Origin of the sequence: Granulicella sp. 5B5, from assembly GCF_014083945.1 — a bacterium.
In the GTDB taxonomy this organism is placed as follows: Bacteria; Acidobacteriota; Terriglobia; order Terriglobales; family Acidobacteriaceae; genus Granulicella.
Genome location: NZ_CP046444.1, coordinates 1,986,842 through 2,002,537 on the forward strand (window position 1 = coordinate 1,986,842; position 15,696 = coordinate 2,002,537).

Sequence of the window (15,696 nt, forward strand, 5' to 3'; positions counted from 1 at the left end):
GACTATGAGCGCCGCCATCCACGAACTGACTAGCTACGACGAAGCCTCCCTCGACAGCATCTTTGCCGACCTTGAAGCGGAGGTGACGGCGCAGACCAGTGCGCTCTCCTCAACCGATGCCGTGGAGGCCTTTCGACTGGAGTGGCTCGGACGCAAGCAGGGCAGGTTGGGACAGCTAAGTGCTCTGTGGCTCAAGTCCGCTCCGCTGGAGGCCAAGAAGACGCTCGGCGTGCGCTTCAACAAGCTTAAGGCGCTCATCGAGGAGCGGCTGGAAGCGGCGCAGAGCGGCAGCGGTACTTCCGTTACAGTTGCCGGGCTGGACATTACCCTGCCCGGTACGGCGCAGCGGGTTGGGGTGGAGCACCCGCTGGTGCGGACCATGGCTGAGATCGTGCAGGTGTTTCAGCGCATGGGCTACTCGGTGGGTATTGGGCCAGAGGTAGAGACGGACTTCTACAACTTCGAGGCGCTGAACTTTCCGCCGAACCACCCGGCACGGGACACACAGGACACGCTCGTGGTCGCCGAGCAGGATGGCAAGCCGCTGCGTGAGCGGCTGCTGATGCGCACCCATACCTCGCCGGTGCAGATTCGGTCCATGCTGGAGCAGGACCCGCCGCTGCGGCTGGTGATTCCCGGCAAGGTACATCGCAACGATGCTGCCGACGCTACGCATTCACCGGTCTTCCACCAGGTGGAAGGACTGTGCGTGGGCGACGACATCACGTTCAGCGATCTGAAGGGCACGCTGGACCATGCGATGAAGGCCTTCTTCGGCTCGGCGGTGAAGACACGCTTCTTTCCGAGCTTCTTTCCGTTCACCGAGCCTAGCGCCGATGTGCAGATCAGCTGCATCTTCTGCGGCGGCAAGGGGTGCCGTAAGTGCAAGCACTCGGGGTGGATCGAGCTGCTGGGCTGCGGCATGGTCGACCCGGCGGTGTTCGCGTCGGTGAACCAGCGGCGCATCGAGCTGGGCCGCGAGCCGGTGTACGACACCAGCCGGATCAGCGGTTTCGCCTTTGGGATGGGCGTGGACCGGATCGCGATGATGAAGTACGGCATCAGCGATATCGGGCTGTTGTACTCCGGCGATATGCGATTTCTAGAGCAGTTCGCCTGAGGGCCGCGATGCAACTTCAGCCGCACCACAGGACGGCTCTTCTATATTTCGGCTTCGCGCTAGCCGCCGCCGCCTTTGTGCTTTCGCTGCTGCCGCTTGGCTTGAAGAGCGCTCTGCACACCACAGGCAGCCTGCATCCCTTGTTCCACCTGGCACTTTTCTTCACGCTCGGCGTGCTGGCGTGGGTGTCCACTACCCAGGGACGTGTGCGACTCCTACTGCTCGCCGGGGCCGTGCTGCTGGGGCTGTCAATCGAGTACTCCGAGAAGGTGCGGTTTCAGATAGCGCTTGAGGTCTACGACATTGTGACCGATACCTGCGGCGTGGCCCTGGGAGCTGTGGCGGGGTGGCTGCTGGACCGTAAGGCGGGCTGAACCGGCATCGACCCTCCCCAGGTTTTGGGGCTAAGATCCGCAGCGGATTGGGGTTAGGCTCGTAACCATTCAGCTGGTTACTTCGTTCCCGAGGCGAGTTTTGAAAGAGCGCTAAGACAACGAAACCCGGCTCTAGGCCGGGCTCTTCCTGCACTTCTATTGTAAATGGCGTGTCAAGCGGCACGGGCGTTTGTTAGCATCGGGGCAATCCCATGCGAAATCATTCCCTTTCTACCGCTGCCCTGCTGTTTGCTTTTTCGCTTTCTGCCGTCGCGCAACATCCGCGCGATAAGGAGATCCACGACCCGGACACTCTGGCGTGGTGGCATACGACCGAGGCGCTCTCCGACGACAGCATGGAGGGGCGCGATACCGGGACGGCTGCCTACCAGCGGGCGGCGGACATGGTGGCCGCGCGGTTCAAGGCGGCGGGGCTGCAGCCAGCGGGGGAGAATGGCAGCTACTTCCAGACGGTGAAGATGCACCAGGTGGACGTGACTCCGGCGGGCACGAGCTTTGCCGTGCAGGGGCCGAACAGCGGGTTTGAGCTGGAGTTTCTGCAGCAGATCACGATTGGGGCGAGCGCGGCGTTGCCGGCGAGCTTCGAGGGGCCGATGACCTTCCGAGGGTACTGTGGCAAGGAGGCGATGGCCGACATCGCTGGCAAGGTGGTGGTGTGCTTTGGGACGCAGCGCGAAGGGCTGCCCAGCGGCGGCGAGCGGACGGCGAATGCGCGGGCGGGACATGCCGTGGCGATCATCAACGTGGATGATCCATACTTTTCCATTGAGCCGCCGCGGTGGCCGTTTGCCTATGCGCGCAGCGTGACGCTGGTGACCGGGAAAGAGCGGCCAGCAGGGCCAACGCTGCCTGCAATGCGGATCAGCGCGGACGCGTTTACGCGGCTACTGGCAGGGAGCAAGCAGGATGCGGCGGCGATCCTGAAGACGGGCGGGAGCAAGCAGCCGCTGCCGAGCTTTGAGATTCCGGGCGTGTTCAGCGCTCACATCCACACAAGCCAGAAGGAGATCAGCAGCCCGAATGTGCTGGCGGTGCTGCCGGGGAGCGATCCCAAGCTGAAGGACGAGTATGTAGTGGCTGCGGCGCACCTGGATGGGTATGGGTTTGGCACGCCGGTGAAGGGCGACAACCTGTACAACGGCACTCTGGATGATGCGGCGTATGTGGCGCTGCTGATCCAGATGGCGGACGACATAAAGGCGGGCAGGCTGCCCGCGCCGAAGCGGAGCCTGCTGCTGTGCGCATTTACAGGCGAGGAGAAGGGGCTGTTGGGATCGCGGTGGTTTGTGGGGCACCCGACGGTGCCGCTGGCGCAGGTGGCGGCGGATGTGAACCTGGACCAACTGCGGCCGCTGTTTCCGCTGCACATTTTGACCGCCGAGGCGCTGACGGACACGACATTGGGTGAGACGGCAAAGGCCGTGGCCGCGCCGATGCACATAGAGATTCGTCCGGACCGCGAACCGGAGCGGCACCTGCTGTTTCGCGCGGACCAGGTTCCGTTTCTGGAGGCGCATGTGCCGGCGATCAGCTTCATCTTTGGCTACGACCCGGGGACCGATGCCGAGAGACGCTACCGCGAGTGGTATGAGGTGCGCTACCACCGTCCGCAGGATGATGTGACGCAACCGATGGACTTTGACGCAGCGCGGACGTTCGATACGTTCTTCTACCGGCTGGTAGACGCGATTGCGGATGCTCCGGTGCGGCCGAAGATTTTGCCGGGGAGCCAGTTCGCGGCGAAATAGGGGATGTATAGGAAGATTCTGGATATTAGGAAAGTTTTGTAATATGGCGAATCTTCCTATAATGAGCCGTGAACTTTTCCCATAGGATTTTGCCCGACTTTCTGGTGATGGAAGTCCCGCCGTTCATTGTGGGCGTTCATCGTGTTTTCACTAGTCGGCATTGTCTTCTTTTCTGTACGAGCCGAAACGGAGAATGATGCAGCAAGCAGGCAGCAGACGAGCTTCGGAACTGTTTTTCAGTGTGAACTGCGTGGGCGGGGAGCAGATAACTACTGTCACTACAGATTTCTAGTGGGTGACGCGCAGCACTTGGGTGTCAGCAAAGCAGCGAGGGAAGTTGGGTTCGGCCAAACTGTAGAGGTCTACTACGACTCCCGATACCGTGAAACGAACGCGCTTGAGGACTTTTCTGAACGAAGCCGCGAGGATCGGCATTTCGTTTACTTCCTCCTGATCGCCTTTATCTCTGTCGTCACCTTTACTCTTTGGGACAGGGCCCCCGACCACAAGACTTCGGACGAGCAGACTCGTTGAAAACGCTATTTATCCGTTTGCTCTTCGGACCGCAGGTTGGAGTGGTTGACGGCTATGCGCTCATCGAAGATGTAGCAGTCACCGTTCCAGCGGCTGTTTGCTGGTGGGGTTTGTTCGAGGTAGCGCAGGATGCCGCCGCGCAGGTGATAGACCTCCGGGAAGCCGAGTTGCAGCATGTAGGCCGAGGCCTTTTCGCAACGGATACCGCCGGTGCAGAACATGGCGACCTTCGTATGCTGGGACGGGTCGAGGTGCTCGGTAACCCAGCCGGCGAAGTCGGAGAACTTGTCGAGCGGCGGTGTGACCGCCCCGGCGAAGGTGCCGATCTCGGTCTCGTAGGTGTTGCGGGTGTCGAGGAGGAGGACGCTGGGGTCGGCGACGAGGGCGTTCCAGTCGGTGGGGTCGACGTAGGTGCCGGGGCGGGTTGGGTCGACGGGGTCCTCGGCGCGGAAGGTGATGATCTCGCGCTTGCGTTTGAACTTGAGGCGGCGGAAAGGCGGCTTTTCGGCCGTTGAGAACTTGACTTCGGCGCGCTGGAGGCCGACGCGCTCGTTGAGTAGAGCGAGGAAGCGGTCGATCATTTCTTCGGAGCCCGCCATGGTGCCGTTGACGCCCTCGGGCGCGAGCAGGGTGGTGCCGCGGAGGTCGGTGAGGGCAAAGGTGCGGTGCAGCTCGTCGCGCAGGCCCTGCGGGTCGGCCAAGGCGAGAAAGCGATAGAAGGCGGCAACGGTGTACATGCTGTCCTTCAGTTTAGTGGAAGCGAGTTTCGTGGAAGCATCGGGCAGGCTATCGCTCTCGTTTGAGACAATAGAGGGGACAAGCTCTACCGCTCGTAAAGGAAAGCCCCACCGCCCGCAATGGATATTCTGACCCCCTGGCTGCGCTCGTACCTGCCCGCGCTCGATGTGACCGATGCTCAACTTGCTGAAGACCTGACCCTGCGCGGTATCGCCGTGGAAGGGACGTTTCCGCTGGAGGGCGGGGGGACTCGGTATGAGATGGACATCACCACGAACCGCGTGGATGCGATGAACCACTATGGCGTGGCGCGTGAGGTGGCGGCGATCTATAACGTGGCGCTGAAGCCGATTGCGGAGACCGCGGCCGTGGCGGCGAATGTTGAGGGCGCGGCGTATCCGGTGCGGATTGAGGCGCAGGACCTTTGCGGGCGGTTTACGGCGCGCGTGGTTCGTGGCGTGGCGGTGAAGGCTTCGACGGGCAAGATTGCCGAATACTTCAGAGCACTGGGGCAGAAACCGATCAGTGGGCCGGTGGATGTGACGAACTTTGGCTGGCTCGCGATGGGGCAGCCGACGCATGTGTTCGACCTGGATACGCTGGAGGGCGCGATTGTGGTGCGTCGTGCGAAGGCCGGGGAGCGGCTGCGGCTGCTGGATGGCAGCGATAAGGTGCTGGTGGCTGACGATCTTGTGGTGGCCGATGAGAAGAAGGCGCTGGCGCTGGCGGGCGTAATGGGCGGGTGGGAGTCGCGTGTGACGGAGGCGACGAAGAACATTCTGGTGGAGGCCGCGTGGTTCGATCCGGCGGCGATTCGTGCGAGCTCGCGGCGGCATGGGCTGCATACGGATGCGAGCCACCGGTTTGAGCGTGGCGCGGACTTTGCGGCGGCTCCGCTGGCAAACAATCTGGTGACTCGGCTGGTGGTGGAGCAGGCGGGCGGCGAGGTTGCGGGGCCGATGACGGATGTGGTCATTCCTGCGCTGGCGGCGAAGACCGCTGACCGTGCGCCGATTGCGCTGCGCGTGAGCGAGGTGCAGCGGCATCTGGGGACGACTGCCGATGGTGCGGGCATCCGTGAAGAGATTGTGGCGCGGTATCTGACGGCGCTTGGCTGCTCGCTGACGGAGACCGCGAAGGGTGCGTATGCGGTGAAGCTGCCGAGCTGGCGGCTAGACCTGGAGCGCGAGATCGACCTGATTGAAGAGGTCGCGCGCGTGTATGGCTACAACAAGTTTGCAAATACGCTGCCGACGTTTACAGGCACGGTCGTGGAGCTGCCGCAGGCGGCGGCGGAGAGTGCGATTCGGACGACGCTGCGGGCGCTGGGGTATAGCGAGGCGATCTCGAGCACGTTCTGCGCAGCGGAAGAAGCGGCTGCGTTTGCGAGTGCGCCCGCGGTGGCGCTGGGGAATCCGCTGAGTGCTGAGGCGGGGATGCTGCGGCCGGCGCTGACGCCGGGAATGGCGACGATGCTGGCGCATAACCTGCATCGCGATGTGACGACTGTGCGGTTGTTTGAGATGGGGACGGTCTTTACGGGCTCGACGGCGAAGGTGAACGAGCATGTGGGGCTGTCGCTGGGACTTACTGGCGATGCGCGCGCGACCGCACTGTACAAGGCGGAGGACGCGCTGTTTTATGAGCTGAAGGGCACGCTGGAGGCTGTGCTGGCGAAGTTTGCGGGCGTGGTGACTCTGGATGCGCAGGAGCTACCGGCGTGGGTCGCGGCTGGGCGCGGCGCTCGGGTGCTGCTGGATGGCGCGCCGGTGGCGGTGTTCGGCGAGCTGGCAGCAGCGGAGGCGCAGAAGCGGAAGTTGCGGCAGACAGTGGCGATGGCCGAGGTGAATGCGGCGGCGCTGCTGGAGCGCGCGCTAAGGCAACCGGTGTCGCAGGAGATCTCACGATACCAGGCGGTGGAGCGCGACTTCTCGTTTGTGTTTCCGGACAGCGTACGGTGGGAGGCGATTGAGGCCGCGGTGCGTGGGCTGGGGGTTGCCGAGTTACAGAGCGTGGCGCCGGTGGAGATCTTCCGGGATGCGAAAGGCAAAGCTATCGCGGCGGGGAGCTATTCGCTGCTGACGCGGGTGGTGTTCCAGTCGACGGAGCGGACGCTGGCGGAGGAAGATTTGACGGGGAGCTCGGCGCGGATTGTGGTGGCGCTGACGGGGCTGGGTGGCGTGCAGCGCGCATAGCGCCACGGATATCTCCGCCTATTTCCCGAAGTGCTTCCTGGCGATCGTTGCTACCCGCTCGCCGAGGTACTCTGCCGTCTTCACGTCGCCAACCGAAGGCGATACCTCCGGCGCGACGCTGAAGCTGGATGCCATCGCCCCTATAAACGCGCCCGAGCGGTTGATGTCATCTGCCTTCGGGCCATGCTCGTCATACACATTTGGCGGCAACAGTCCCAGCGAAACCCAGATCATTCCATGCTGCGACGCCAGCACGACCAGCCCCACCAGCGTGTTCAGCTTGTCGCCGGACATCGATCCCGAGGTCGTAAAGCCCGCCGCCAGCTTATCCTGCCACGTGCGATGGAACCAGCGTCCTGCCGAGGCCTCCGCAAACGCTTTGAAGGCAGACGACATGCTGCCCATGTACGTCGGGGAACCGAAGATGATCGCGTCCGCCTCGTCCAGTACCGCCCATGCGGGAGCATCCTGCTCCAGGTCCTCGACCGCGATCAGCTCTACATCGTCGCTCGCCTGCTTTGCGCCGCGCTCCACCGCTTCGGCCACCTTCCTGGTGTGCCCGTTCATGCTGTGATACACGATTGCAATCTTCGCCATGACTCCGTCGCCTCCACGCCCAGGGGGATTCACCTAGATACCCCCTGCCGTTCTCAACAGATTATCCGCTGCATAGCTCGATATACTTCGCTCAAATGTGAAATCTCGAATGGAGATTTCCAACGTTGATTTGAACGATTGAGTTCTTCCGCTTTGCACCACTTTCCCGAGGAGTCGGCCCCGATGTCTGCAGCTACCGTGACCCCAGAGAACCCAACGGCCGTTCCTACCGTGTCGATCGATGAGTTTCAGGCGCTCGAGCAGCGAGTGCTGCAGACCGTCGAACTGATCAAGATGGAGCGTGCTTCGCGAGCGGCGTTTGAGGCTGAGGCCGTGGCTGCGCGAGCGGAGGTGACCGCCGCAGAGGCCCTCATCGCTGAAACACATGCGAAGCTCGACGAGCTGGGCGCGGCAGTGGCGGCGAAGGACGAACAGATTGCGACGCTGCGCGAGCAGTTGACCGCGAGCGGCGCGGCGAGCCAGCAGGAGCTGGAAGGGCTGCATCGTGAGCGCGATGCGACACGACAGCGTGTGGAGAAGATGCTGGCGACGCTGGACGAACTTCTGTAGTCAACAGGTAGTCAACAAGGGCCTGGCTTACGGAACCACGCAGGACGCATCCAAGTAAAAAGCAGGACAGAGCAGGAGCAGCATTGGCAAAGAAACAACAGACCGAGACACCGCAGGCAAGCCTGCCGATGACAGCGGCGGAGCAGTCGCGTGCAGAGTTGGCGGCGCGGGACGCTGGCGCGGTGGTGGTGGAGATCTACGACCAGGTGTATCAGCTCTCGGGTACGGACCCGATGTATATTCAGCGGCTGGCGGCGCTGGTGGATGCGCGGATGCGGGCTATCTCCGCGCATGGGGCGACGGTGGATTCGCTGCGCGTGGCGGTGCTGGCGGCGCTGAACATCGCCGACGAGATGCTCTCGACGCAGGCACGGCACGACCGGCTGGCGGCGACGATGAACCATGCGACGTCTTCGGTGCATGCGAATGTGCAGTCGCGCACAGGCTCGCTGATGGACATGCTGGACGAAGTGCTGGACAGCCGCAAAGCTGGCTGAGAAGCCGACGACCTTACGGGACAGGCTTCTGCATTGGACCAACCACTCCCATTTGCACGTTATCGACAGGAACTTCGCGAACGCCACTGTGGTCGGCGATGATGTCATGCACGCCGAAGCGGAAGAAGTAGCTGCCCTTGGCGGGCACGGCGATGGTCTGTCTAATGCTGGCGCCTCCCTTCATCAACAGGCCCAGCGATGCCGACGGCACATCGAACTTGCTGGTCGTGGAGATGGAGTTTACCTTCTCGCCTTTCTCGTCGTAGACAATGGTGACGAACTGCAGCTCGCCATGCTTCAACCCCTCAGGCGTAGTCGATAATTGCAAGGTGTGCGCGTCGACTCGATAGAGGACGGCGTAGTTTCGATAAGGTTTTTTCTGTGCTTCCTCGCTGAGAAAATTGCCGGGAGGACGAGGGGTATCCTTCTCTAGCTTTTGCGTGCCTGCGCCGGGTGTAACGCTGATGGAGAAGAGCACCTCCGTTGGCGGAATGGCGCCGAGCGCCATGGAAGTACTGAAGCTACCGCGCGGACCTGCCGTGATCGTTACGGGCTCATAGGAAGACTCTGTCTGCGTCATGGAAGCTTTTGCTGCAGCATTCTTCTGCTGGGCGACGCGCTGCTTCTGCCGGGCGGTCTCATTACGCGCAAAGTAGCCGTGGCGGTACTCAAGCTGCAGACCCGACCGTGATAACTCGATCTTGATGGTGCGGTGTTTGCCGTCCCAGTTTTTGTTGCTGGGCGTGTACGCGAGCGTGTAGTAGTTGGCGCTGCTGTCGATCACCTCGGCAACGGCCTGCTTCAGGCCGTTCGTGTTGTAGAAAGCTTTGCCGCCTGTCCTTGCGGCGATCTCGTCGATGTCGGCGTGATCGTAGAACCGGCTGTTCACAAATGCGTTGTGCTGTGCCATGGTGGGCCCGCGGCTGTTGGCAGCGCTGAAGCCCGGGTCAGTCTCCAGGCCGCGCGCGTCGATGGGATAGACGGCCACCTTGTTCAAGGAGAGCGCGTCGGTGGTGTCGGAGATCTCGGAGATGAAGTCTTCGGTGTCGGGAAACGGGCTGCCGAGGCCGCCGCCCCAAAACGATCGAGGGATGGAACCGCTGAACCAGATGAGATTTTTGCGACCGGGAAAACCGGCAAGATAGCGGCCCATGGATCGCAGGCCGTCCACGAGATCGTCCTGCCGAATTTTTTGCGGCACCCAGCCACGTTGGCGCGCCGAGATCGCAGCAACACTCGGGTCCGCGCGTTTGCTCTCCAACGCCTTCAGAAGTACCTCCGGATCGGCGGTGAACCCCTGCACAAGATGGACACCATCGTTGAGTTCAAAGATGGCGATCTGATTGCCCGGCGGCAGCGTCTTCATCAGACTCACGAGCTGTTGACGGACATACTCCTGCACCAGTGGCGGGTTGTTCGCTGCATCGATCAGGACCACCGTCCATGAATCGCTGCCACCGGCGGGAACGTAGTCCGTGAAGTAGTTGGGCGGATACTTCGGCAGTGGGGCCGCCGCAGTGGGAGGCGGCGTGCGCTCACGAAAGCTCTGAACCTGTTGCGGCACGCCGTCTTCAGTAAGAATGAAATCGGATTTTGTCAGCCCATGCACGGGCTTGCCAGAGGTGTCCGTCACGACGACGTCGAGCACAACGGCGCGCACGGTTGTGGTGATGTCTGGAGCAGGTGAGGCCACTTGCGGCGCGGCGGTGCTGTCCTGCGCGGCGACGACAGGGGATACAAGAAGTGGAAACAACAGCAGGCAAAGCGTGCTCAGTTTCATCGCTCTCTCCCAACAGGGTTTGAGGACGAGTATGCAGGTTGCGTCCAGAAAAGGCACGTAAATTGTTTTAGCGGCCTTCGTCAAGTTGCACTCAAGCGAGGTTCCCGTTAGCATCCAACTCAGACGACCGGCCTGCGAAGCAGGTGGCGTGAATACCGCAGGTTGAACCAATACTCTTTGAACAGGGTCCTGGCTCGTATAAATGGCTCGGTGTGCTATGTCCGCCAGTCCGGAAAGCCTAAAGAGCCACGGCTAGGGCCCACCGCTTATTAGCGGGTTCACCTGCGCCTCACGGCACGGCCAAGTGGGTCGGTCTTCTTATAACTTCAGCCGGTCGGTCCTCTTCTCTTCAAAGCGTATCCTCAAAGAGGAATGCTCTCTGCTCTTACATTCGCACTGGTGCCTGGGGTGGTCCGCGTTGGACACATCCGCGTGTCGGTGTTTGGATTTATCGCCGCGGCCGGGCTGATTGCCGCGATCTGGTTGAGCCAGTACGCCGCTCGCTGGGCAGGTGTGGCCGCGCAGAAGCTATGGGACGCCGGCGTGTTCGCGGTATTGGCGGCGTTTGTTAGCTCGCGGGCCGTGCTGGTGGCGGGCGATCCGAATGCGTTTCTGCACTATCCGCTGCTGGTGTTGAGCTTGCCTTCGCTGACCTATGGCGGCGTGGGGCTGACGGCGGTGGCGGTGCTGGTGTACCTGCGGGTGGTGAAGCTGCCGCTGCGGGCTACGCTGGATGCGTGGACTGCGCCAGCGATGGTGCTGGGTGCGGTGCTGGCGCTGGCGCATTTTGTGGAGGGCACCGATGCGGGCATGCCGACCTCGCTGCCGTGGGGCGTGCATACGCCGGGCGACACGATCTTTGGGCGCGTGCAGCCGGTGCAGATTTACCTGCTGCTGGCGGCGCTGCTGATTGGGCTGGATGCGCTGCGTGTGCTGCGGCAGCGGCATCCGATGGGGCTGGTGGCCGCGCGCGGGCTGCTGTTTGGCGGCCTGAGTTTCTTTGTGCTGGACATGCTGGCGCAGCCGACGGATACGCAGGGCGGCGCATGGCTCGATCCGGGGCAGTGGGTGGCGTTGGGATGTATTGCAGCGGGCTGTGCGATGTTGATGATGCTGTTGCCTGCACGAGCGCGGGCTGCGAGTTTTGCGATCGAGATGGACGAGACGAATGTGAAGGAGCACGTGTAGATGCCCAGTAAGAATATGTTGCCGAAGGGCCAGCGGCGACGCAGCGTGAAGGCCGAGTATCGGGCGCAGCGGACGCTGGCGCAGGAGAAGGAAGCCGAACGCAAGGCCGCCGAGGCCGACAACTTCGACGAGGCTCTGCACGAGGCGGAGACCGAGTTGCTGGCGACGGCGGATTTTATGGAACCCGAGCTGACGATGGAAGAGCGCATCGCGACCAACAACTGGTTCACGACCAAGGGCGCGTCAGGCTCGAAGGTAGCGGCGGAGACCCATGCACCGCCGCGCTATGCGAACCCCTACGCGCAGTTGGCAGAGGAGCGGCCTGAGGTGCCGGTGCTGGAGGACCTGGACGCCGATGAAGAGGGCGTGCGAACGCTGACGGTCGCCGAGGTGGCGAAGGGGATGCGCCTAGATGCGTACCTGGCGAAGGCGCTGCCGGAGATAAGCCGGGCGCGGGTGACACTGCTGATCGACAACGGGCAGGTGACGCTCGATGGCAAGACGGCGAAATCGAGCTACAAACTGAAGGGCGGCGAGATCGTAGAGATTGAGGGCGACCCACGGCCCGCGCCGATGAATGCGACGGCAGAGGACATTCCGCTGACGATTGTGTATGAGGACGATGATCTCGCCGTGATCGACAAGCCGGCAGGGATGATGGTGCATGCGGGTTCCGGCTCTGCGGAGCACAATAGTGGGACGCTGGTGAATGCGCTGCTGTTCCATCTGGGCAAGCTGTCGAAGGTGGGCGGAGACCTGCGGCCGGGGATCGTGCATCGGCTGGACAAGCAGACGAGCGGGCTGATTGTGGTGGCGAAGAACGATGTGACGCACCGCAAGCTGAGCGAGATGTTCAGTGAGCGCGAGCTGCGGAAGGTATATGTGGCGCTGGTGCATGGGCACATCGCGGAGGACGAAGGCACAGTGCGGCTGGCGATTGCGCGCGATCTGGTGCGGCGGACTCGCATGACGACCAAGCGGGCGGGTGGACGGAATGCTGTTTCAAACTGGCGTGTGCTGGAGCGGCTGGAGACGCCCTATGGGCCGTTCACGCTGGTGGAGGTCCACATCGAGACAGGCCGGACGCACCAGATCCGCGTACATATGCAGGCGATTGGACACTCCGTGGTGGGCGACTTTCTGTATGGCGCGCCGCATTTGATCCAGCCGCTGAAGTCGGCAGTGAAGCGCGAGCCGCTGGAGCTGGAGCGGAACTTTTTGCATGCGGCAGAGCTGGAGTTTGAGCATCCGCGGACGGGCGAGGCGCTGGCGCTGCGCGCGGAGCTGCCGGAGGATCTGACCGGCTTTCTGAAGCAACTACAGGAAGAATAGAGGCCATTGTGACCGCATAGCGTGCACACTATTTGCAATCGTGTCTGCGGTACCCCACGAAGAGCATCAAACGGAGCCGCATCTGAAGGGGCTCCACGGACGCTGTAGGTTGTGGTATCTGTTCGACTTCCATTGCTTTGCACGTCTCACGTTGTACCGTGCGCGTCTTGACCGATGATCTTTGTGGCTTCGGTCGGGACACGAGCGGAGGTTGAGCCTACGCGGGGCACCTGTGATGCCCGCGAATTGGTAGGATGTGAGGATGAAGATTCGCACTACGGCGCGGTTGGCCTTGTTGGCCGTGCTTGGCACCCTCACCGCGTCCCAGGCCCTGGGCCAGACACCGCAGAAGCAGACGGCCCCGCCTTCACTGCAACCCTCAACGAACCAGACGCCGCAGGCCGTGCCCGGACTGACGGTCTACTCGCGCGAAGTCGACCTGATTTTTACCGTGACGGACAAGCATGGCGCGTTCGTGACCGGCCTGCAGCAGCAGAACTTCGGCCTGCTGGACGATGGGCGTCCGCCGGAGCGCGTGGTGCAGTTCAAGCAGCAGACGAACCTGCCGCTGCGCGTCGGCATCATGATGGACACGTCGTCGTCGATCCGGCAGCGATTCCAGTTTGAGCAGCAGGCAGCAACGGACTTTCTGCTGCAGGTGCTGCACCCCGCGGACCGCGCGTTCGTGGAGGGCTTCGACGTGCAGACGGACGTGAGCCAGGACTTTACCAACCGCATCGACCTGCTGGACACAGGCATCCGGCGGCTGCGGCCGGGCGGCGGCACGGCGCTGTTCGATTCTCTGTACAAGACGTGCCGCGACCAGATGCTGACGCTGCAGCAGGACATCTCCGTGCGCAAGGCGCTGGTGCTGGTGTCGGACGGCGACGACGACTACTCGCGCGCGACGGAGACGGACGCAATCAAGATGTGCCAGCGCGCGGAGACGATCGTGTACACGATCAGCACCAACACCGGGCCAAGCCGCGACAAGGGCGACGACGTGCTGCAGCAGGTCGCCGACGCGACAGGCGGGCAGGCGTTCTATCCGACGCGCATCGACGATGTCGCGATCGGCTTCCACAACATCGAGGTCGAGCTGCGCAGCCAGTACTCGTTGGTGTACATCCCGGCGGACTTCAAGCAGGACGGCAGCTTCCGAACGATTTATCTGCAATGCTTGGACCCGCGGTACTCCGTGCGCGCGAAGAAGGGGTACTTTGCGCCAAAGCCGCCGGAGTAAAGACAAGAGCGTAGAAGAGGCGAAACGGGCTGCTGGCTGCGGCCCGTTTTTGTTTGCTCGCTGGTTGTGCCGACCGTGGCAAGGCGCAACTTTTCGGCCCGAGAACCGTTCTAAATGACCAGCGAGGACTCCCCGATGAAACTGCTGCTTCCCTGCACTCTTCTTGCATTGACTCTGCCGCTGGCCGCGCAGCAGCCGCCCGGTGTGAACGAGATGCTGCAGGGGCTGGTCTCGCAGCAGGCGACGCACACGGCGTTTACCTTCGACCGCGATATGCTGGCCGCCGCGGACGGGCTGATGAACATCCCCGACAATGCGCTGAACAGCATTACGGTGGAGAACTATCGCTACCACGAGCCGGCATTCTATATCCCCGAGAACATGGCGGCGCTGAACGCTGCCTACAACGCCGCGGGCTACAAACACCTGGTGGAGCAGCATGTAGACGCGCGCGATGCGGCGATGCCGCGCGGCACGCTCGCCGACCTGTGGCTGCACAACAACGGCACGCAGATCGACAGCGTTGTGGTGCTGCTGCGCACGCCGCACCAGATGTCGGTGATCGACGTGACCGGCTCGCTGCGGCCGCTGGATCTGGTGCATTTGTCCGGGCACTTCGGCATCCCGAAGGTAGACCCCGGCGCAGTGATGGTGCCTGCGCCGCCGGGCAAGTAAAGCTAGTAGCCGTAGCGCTCGACTTCGCCGAGGAGCGCGAGCTTGCGCTCGGGTGAGAGGAAGCTGGCTTCGACGGAGTTCGCCGCGAGTTCGCGCATCTGTTCGAGCGAGAACTCGAAGAACTTGTGTACGAGCAGGTACTCATCGAGCAGGTTGGCTCCGAAGAACGGCGGGTCGTCGGAGTTGATGGTGATCATGAGGCCTTCTTCGAAGTAGCGCTTGACGGGGTGCTCTGCGAGCGCCACGCAACAGCCGGTGCGCAGGTTACTGGTGACGTTGAGTTCGAGCGGCACCTGCCGCTCGGCGAGCACGCCGATGAGGTCCTCATCCTGCGCGGCGGTAAGTGCGTGGCCGATGCGCTCTGCGCCAATGTTGACGGCGGCCCAGACGCTCTGAGGGCCGGTGGATTCGCCGGCGTGGCAGGTGAGGCGCAGGCCGTTGGCTTTGCACTCGGCGTAGAGCTCGCGGAAGTCCTGCGCGGGGCCGCGGGCCTCGTCGCCGCCGATGCCGATGCCGACGACGCTGGGGTACTGCTGCTTCAACTCGGCGGCCTTCTTGAAGACGCGCGCGCACTCCTCAAGCCCAAAGTGGCGGACGGCGTCGATGATCCAGAGCAGAGAGATGCCGAAATCGCGCTCGCCGCGCTCGCGCCCACGCTCGATAGCGGCCATCACGGCGTCGACGTCGAGCCGCTTGAAATAGTAGAGGATGCCGACGGAGATGTAGGCTTCAGCGTGGCGCACGCCTTGCGCGGCGAGGTCACGGAGCATGTTGTAAGTGATGGTCTCGTAGTCGTCGGGCGTGTGCAGGCGCTCGGTGACGGCCTTGAAGCTCATGAGGAAGCTGGGAAAGTCGGTGTAGGTGTAGACCTGCTTCGCGGCTTCGAGGGTGAGCGGCTGGGGGTCGTTCTTGCGCGAGAGCTCAACGAGAGTTTCGGGTGTGATGGAGCCTTCGAGGTGCAGATGCAGCTCGGCTTTAGGGAGCCCGCGGAGCCAGGCTTCGGCGTCGATGGAGTCCAGTTGCGTCTTCCGTGCCATCGTTCCAGTGTAGTCTCTCAGGGTGTGGCATTGCCCACGCGCTCCTG

Annotated in this window: 14 protein-coding genes and 1 other RNA gene; 11 read left to right on the top strand and 4 right to left on the bottom strand. The window is 62.7% G+C overall.

Going from position 1 to position 15,696, the window contains the following annotated elements; translation table 11 throughout:
* The first annotated feature begins 4 nt into the window (after positions 1-4).
* The 3 genes from pheS (at position 5) to GOB94_RS08325 (ending at position 3,263) form a co-directional block, all read left to right on the top strand.
* Positions 5-1,120 (top strand): phenylalanine--tRNA ligase subunit alpha, encoded by a 1,116-nt coding sequence (pheS, locus tag GOB94_RS08315; RefSeq protein WP_182275500.1) that lies wholly within the window; start codon positions 5-7, stop codon positions 1,118-1,120.
* 8 nt (positions 1,121-1,128) lie between these two features.
* Positions 1,129-1,494: a hypothetical protein gene (locus GOB94_RS08320; protein ID WP_182275501.1), complete on the top strand. Its 366-nt coding sequence runs from the start codon at positions 1,129-1,131 to the stop codon at positions 1,492-1,494.
* Positions 1,495-1,706: 212 nt separating this feature from the next.
* Positions 1,707-3,263 carry a M28 family peptidase gene (locus tag GOB94_RS08325; RefSeq protein WP_182275502.1) on the top strand — a complete coding sequence of 519 codons (1,557 nt, stop codon included), beginning with the start codon at positions 1,707-1,709 and terminating at the stop codon, positions 3,261-3,263.
* Between the two features lie 539 nt (positions 3,264-3,802).
* Here the strand turns inward: GOB94_RS08325 and GOB94_RS08330 are convergent.
* Entirely contained in the window at positions 3,803-4,534 is a 732-nt protein-coding gene (locus tag GOB94_RS08330) for a rhodanese-like domain-containing protein (RefSeq protein ID WP_182275503.1), read from the bottom strand.
* 120 nt (positions 4,535-4,654) lie between these two features.
* Between GOB94_RS08330 and pheT the strand changes: the two genes are divergently transcribed.
* Positions 4,655-6,730 carry a phenylalanine--tRNA ligase subunit beta gene (gene pheT, locus GOB94_RS08335; protein ID WP_182275504.1) on the top strand — a complete coding sequence of 692 codons (2,076 nt, stop codon included), beginning with the start codon at positions 4,655-4,657 and terminating at the stop codon, positions 6,728-6,730.
* 18 nt (positions 6,731-6,748) lie between these two features.
* Here pheT and GOB94_RS08340 read toward each other — a convergent pair whose 3' ends face one another.
* On the bottom strand, positions 6,749-7,327 hold the full coding sequence (locus tag GOB94_RS08340) for a flavodoxin family protein (protein ID WP_182275505.1): 579 nt from the start codon (positions 7,325-7,327) through the stop codon (positions 6,749-6,751).
* 183 nt (positions 7,328-7,510) lie between these two features.
* Between GOB94_RS08340 and GOB94_RS08345 the strand changes: the two genes are divergently transcribed.
* Entirely contained in the window at positions 7,511-7,897 is a 387-nt protein-coding gene (locus GOB94_RS08345; protein ID WP_182275506.1) for a hypothetical protein, read from the top strand.
* 83 nt (positions 7,898-7,980) lie between these two features.
* Positions 7,981-8,394: a cell division protein ZapA gene (locus GOB94_RS08350; RefSeq protein ID WP_346265613.1), complete on the top strand. Its 414-nt coding sequence runs from the start codon at positions 7,981-7,983 to the stop codon at positions 8,392-8,394.
* A 13-nt stretch (positions 8,395-8,407) separates the two neighbouring features.
* On the opposite strand, the gene GOB94_RS08355 is transcribed toward GOB94_RS08350, so the two are convergent.
* The gene (locus GOB94_RS08355; protein WP_182275507.1) at positions 8,408-10,174 is read right to left on the bottom strand and encodes a VWA domain-containing protein; all 1,767 of its coding nucleotides are present in this window, start codon (positions 10,172-10,174) and stop codon (positions 8,408-8,410) included.
* A gap of 126 nt (positions 10,175-10,300) precedes the next feature.
* Between GOB94_RS08355 and ssrS the strand changes: the two genes are divergently transcribed.
* The 5 genes from ssrS to GOB94_RS08380 all read left to right on the top strand — a co-directional run bounded on the left by ssrS (position 10,301) and on the right by GOB94_RS08380 (position 14,612).
* Positions 10,301-10,489: non-coding RNA, 6S RNA (gene ssrS / locus GOB94_RS08360), on the top strand.
* Between the two features lie 57 nt (positions 10,490-10,546).
* The gene (locus tag GOB94_RS08365; RefSeq protein WP_182275508.1) at positions 10,547-11,362 is read left to right on the top strand and encodes a prolipoprotein diacylglyceryl transferase family protein; all 816 of its coding nucleotides are present in this window, start codon (positions 10,547-10,549) and stop codon (positions 11,360-11,362) included.
* A complete protein-coding gene (locus tag GOB94_RS08370) occupies positions 11,363-12,694 on the top strand; it encodes an RluA family pseudouridine synthase (RefSeq protein WP_182275509.1) in 1,332 nt (443 codons plus the stop codon).
* A gap of 262 nt (positions 12,695-12,956) precedes the next feature.
* Positions 12,957-13,937, top strand: a complete 981-nt coding sequence (locus GOB94_RS08375) for a VWA domain-containing protein (protein WP_182275510.1) — start codon at positions 12,957-12,959, stop codon at positions 13,935-13,937.
* Positions 13,938-14,072: 135 nt separating this feature from the next.
* Positions 14,073-14,612 (top strand): hypothetical protein, encoded by a 540-nt coding sequence (locus GOB94_RS08380; RefSeq protein WP_182275511.1) that lies wholly within the window; start codon positions 14,073-14,075, stop codon positions 14,610-14,612.
* Between the two features lie 2 nt (positions 14,613-14,614).
* On the opposite strand, the gene add is transcribed toward GOB94_RS08380, so the two are convergent.
* Positions 14,615-15,649 carry an adenosine deaminase gene (add, locus tag GOB94_RS08385; protein ID WP_182275512.1) on the bottom strand — a complete coding sequence of 345 codons (1,035 nt, stop codon included), beginning with the start codon at positions 15,647-15,649 and terminating at the stop codon, positions 14,615-14,617.
* Positions 15,650-15,696 lie beyond the last annotated feature (47 nt).

Bases quoted from the DNA above. Each gene is read 5' to 3' on its own strand.
- pheS (WP_182275500.1), top strand. From the start codon at position 5: ATGAGCGCCGCCATCCACGAACTGACTAGCTACGACGAAGCCTCCCTC.
- GOB94_RS08320 (WP_182275501.1), top strand. From the start codon at position 1,129: ATGCAACTTCAGCCGCACCACAGGACGGCTCTTCTATATTTCGGCTTC.
- GOB94_RS08325 (WP_182275502.1), top strand. From the start codon at position 1,707: ATGCGAAATCATTCCCTTTCTACCGCTGCCCTGCTGTTTGCTTTTTCG.
- GOB94_RS08330 (WP_182275503.1), bottom strand. From the start codon at position 4,534: ATGTACACCGTTGCCGCCTTCTATCGCTTTCTCGCCTTGGCCGACCCG.
- pheT (WP_182275504.1), top strand. From the start codon at position 4,655: ATGGATATTCTGACCCCCTGGCTGCGCTCGTACCTGCCCGCGCTCGAT.
- GOB94_RS08340 (WP_182275505.1), bottom strand. From the start codon at position 7,327: ATGGCGAAGATTGCAATCGTGTATCACAGCATGAACGGGCACACCAGG.
- GOB94_RS08345 (WP_182275506.1), top strand. From the start codon at position 7,511: ATGTCTGCAGCTACCGTGACCCCAGAGAACCCAACGGCCGTTCCTACC.
- GOB94_RS08355 (WP_182275507.1), bottom strand. From the start codon at position 10,174: ATGAAACTGAGCACGCTTTGCCTGCTGTTGTTTCCACTTCTTGTATCC.
- GOB94_RS08365 (WP_182275508.1), top strand. From the start codon at position 10,547: ATGCTCTCTGCTCTTACATTCGCACTGGTGCCTGGGGTGGTCCGCGTT.
- GOB94_RS08370 (WP_182275509.1), top strand. From the start codon at position 11,363: ATGCCCAGTAAGAATATGTTGCCGAAGGGCCAGCGGCGACGCAGCGTG.
- GOB94_RS08375 (WP_182275510.1), top strand. From the start codon at position 12,957: ATGAAGATTCGCACTACGGCGCGGTTGGCCTTGTTGGCCGTGCTTGGC.
- GOB94_RS08380 (WP_182275511.1), top strand. From the start codon at position 14,073: ATGAAACTGCTGCTTCCCTGCACTCTTCTTGCATTGACTCTGCCGCTG.
- add (WP_182275512.1), bottom strand. From the start codon at position 15,649: ATGGCACGGAAGACGCAACTGGACTCCATCGACGCCGAAGCCTGGCTC.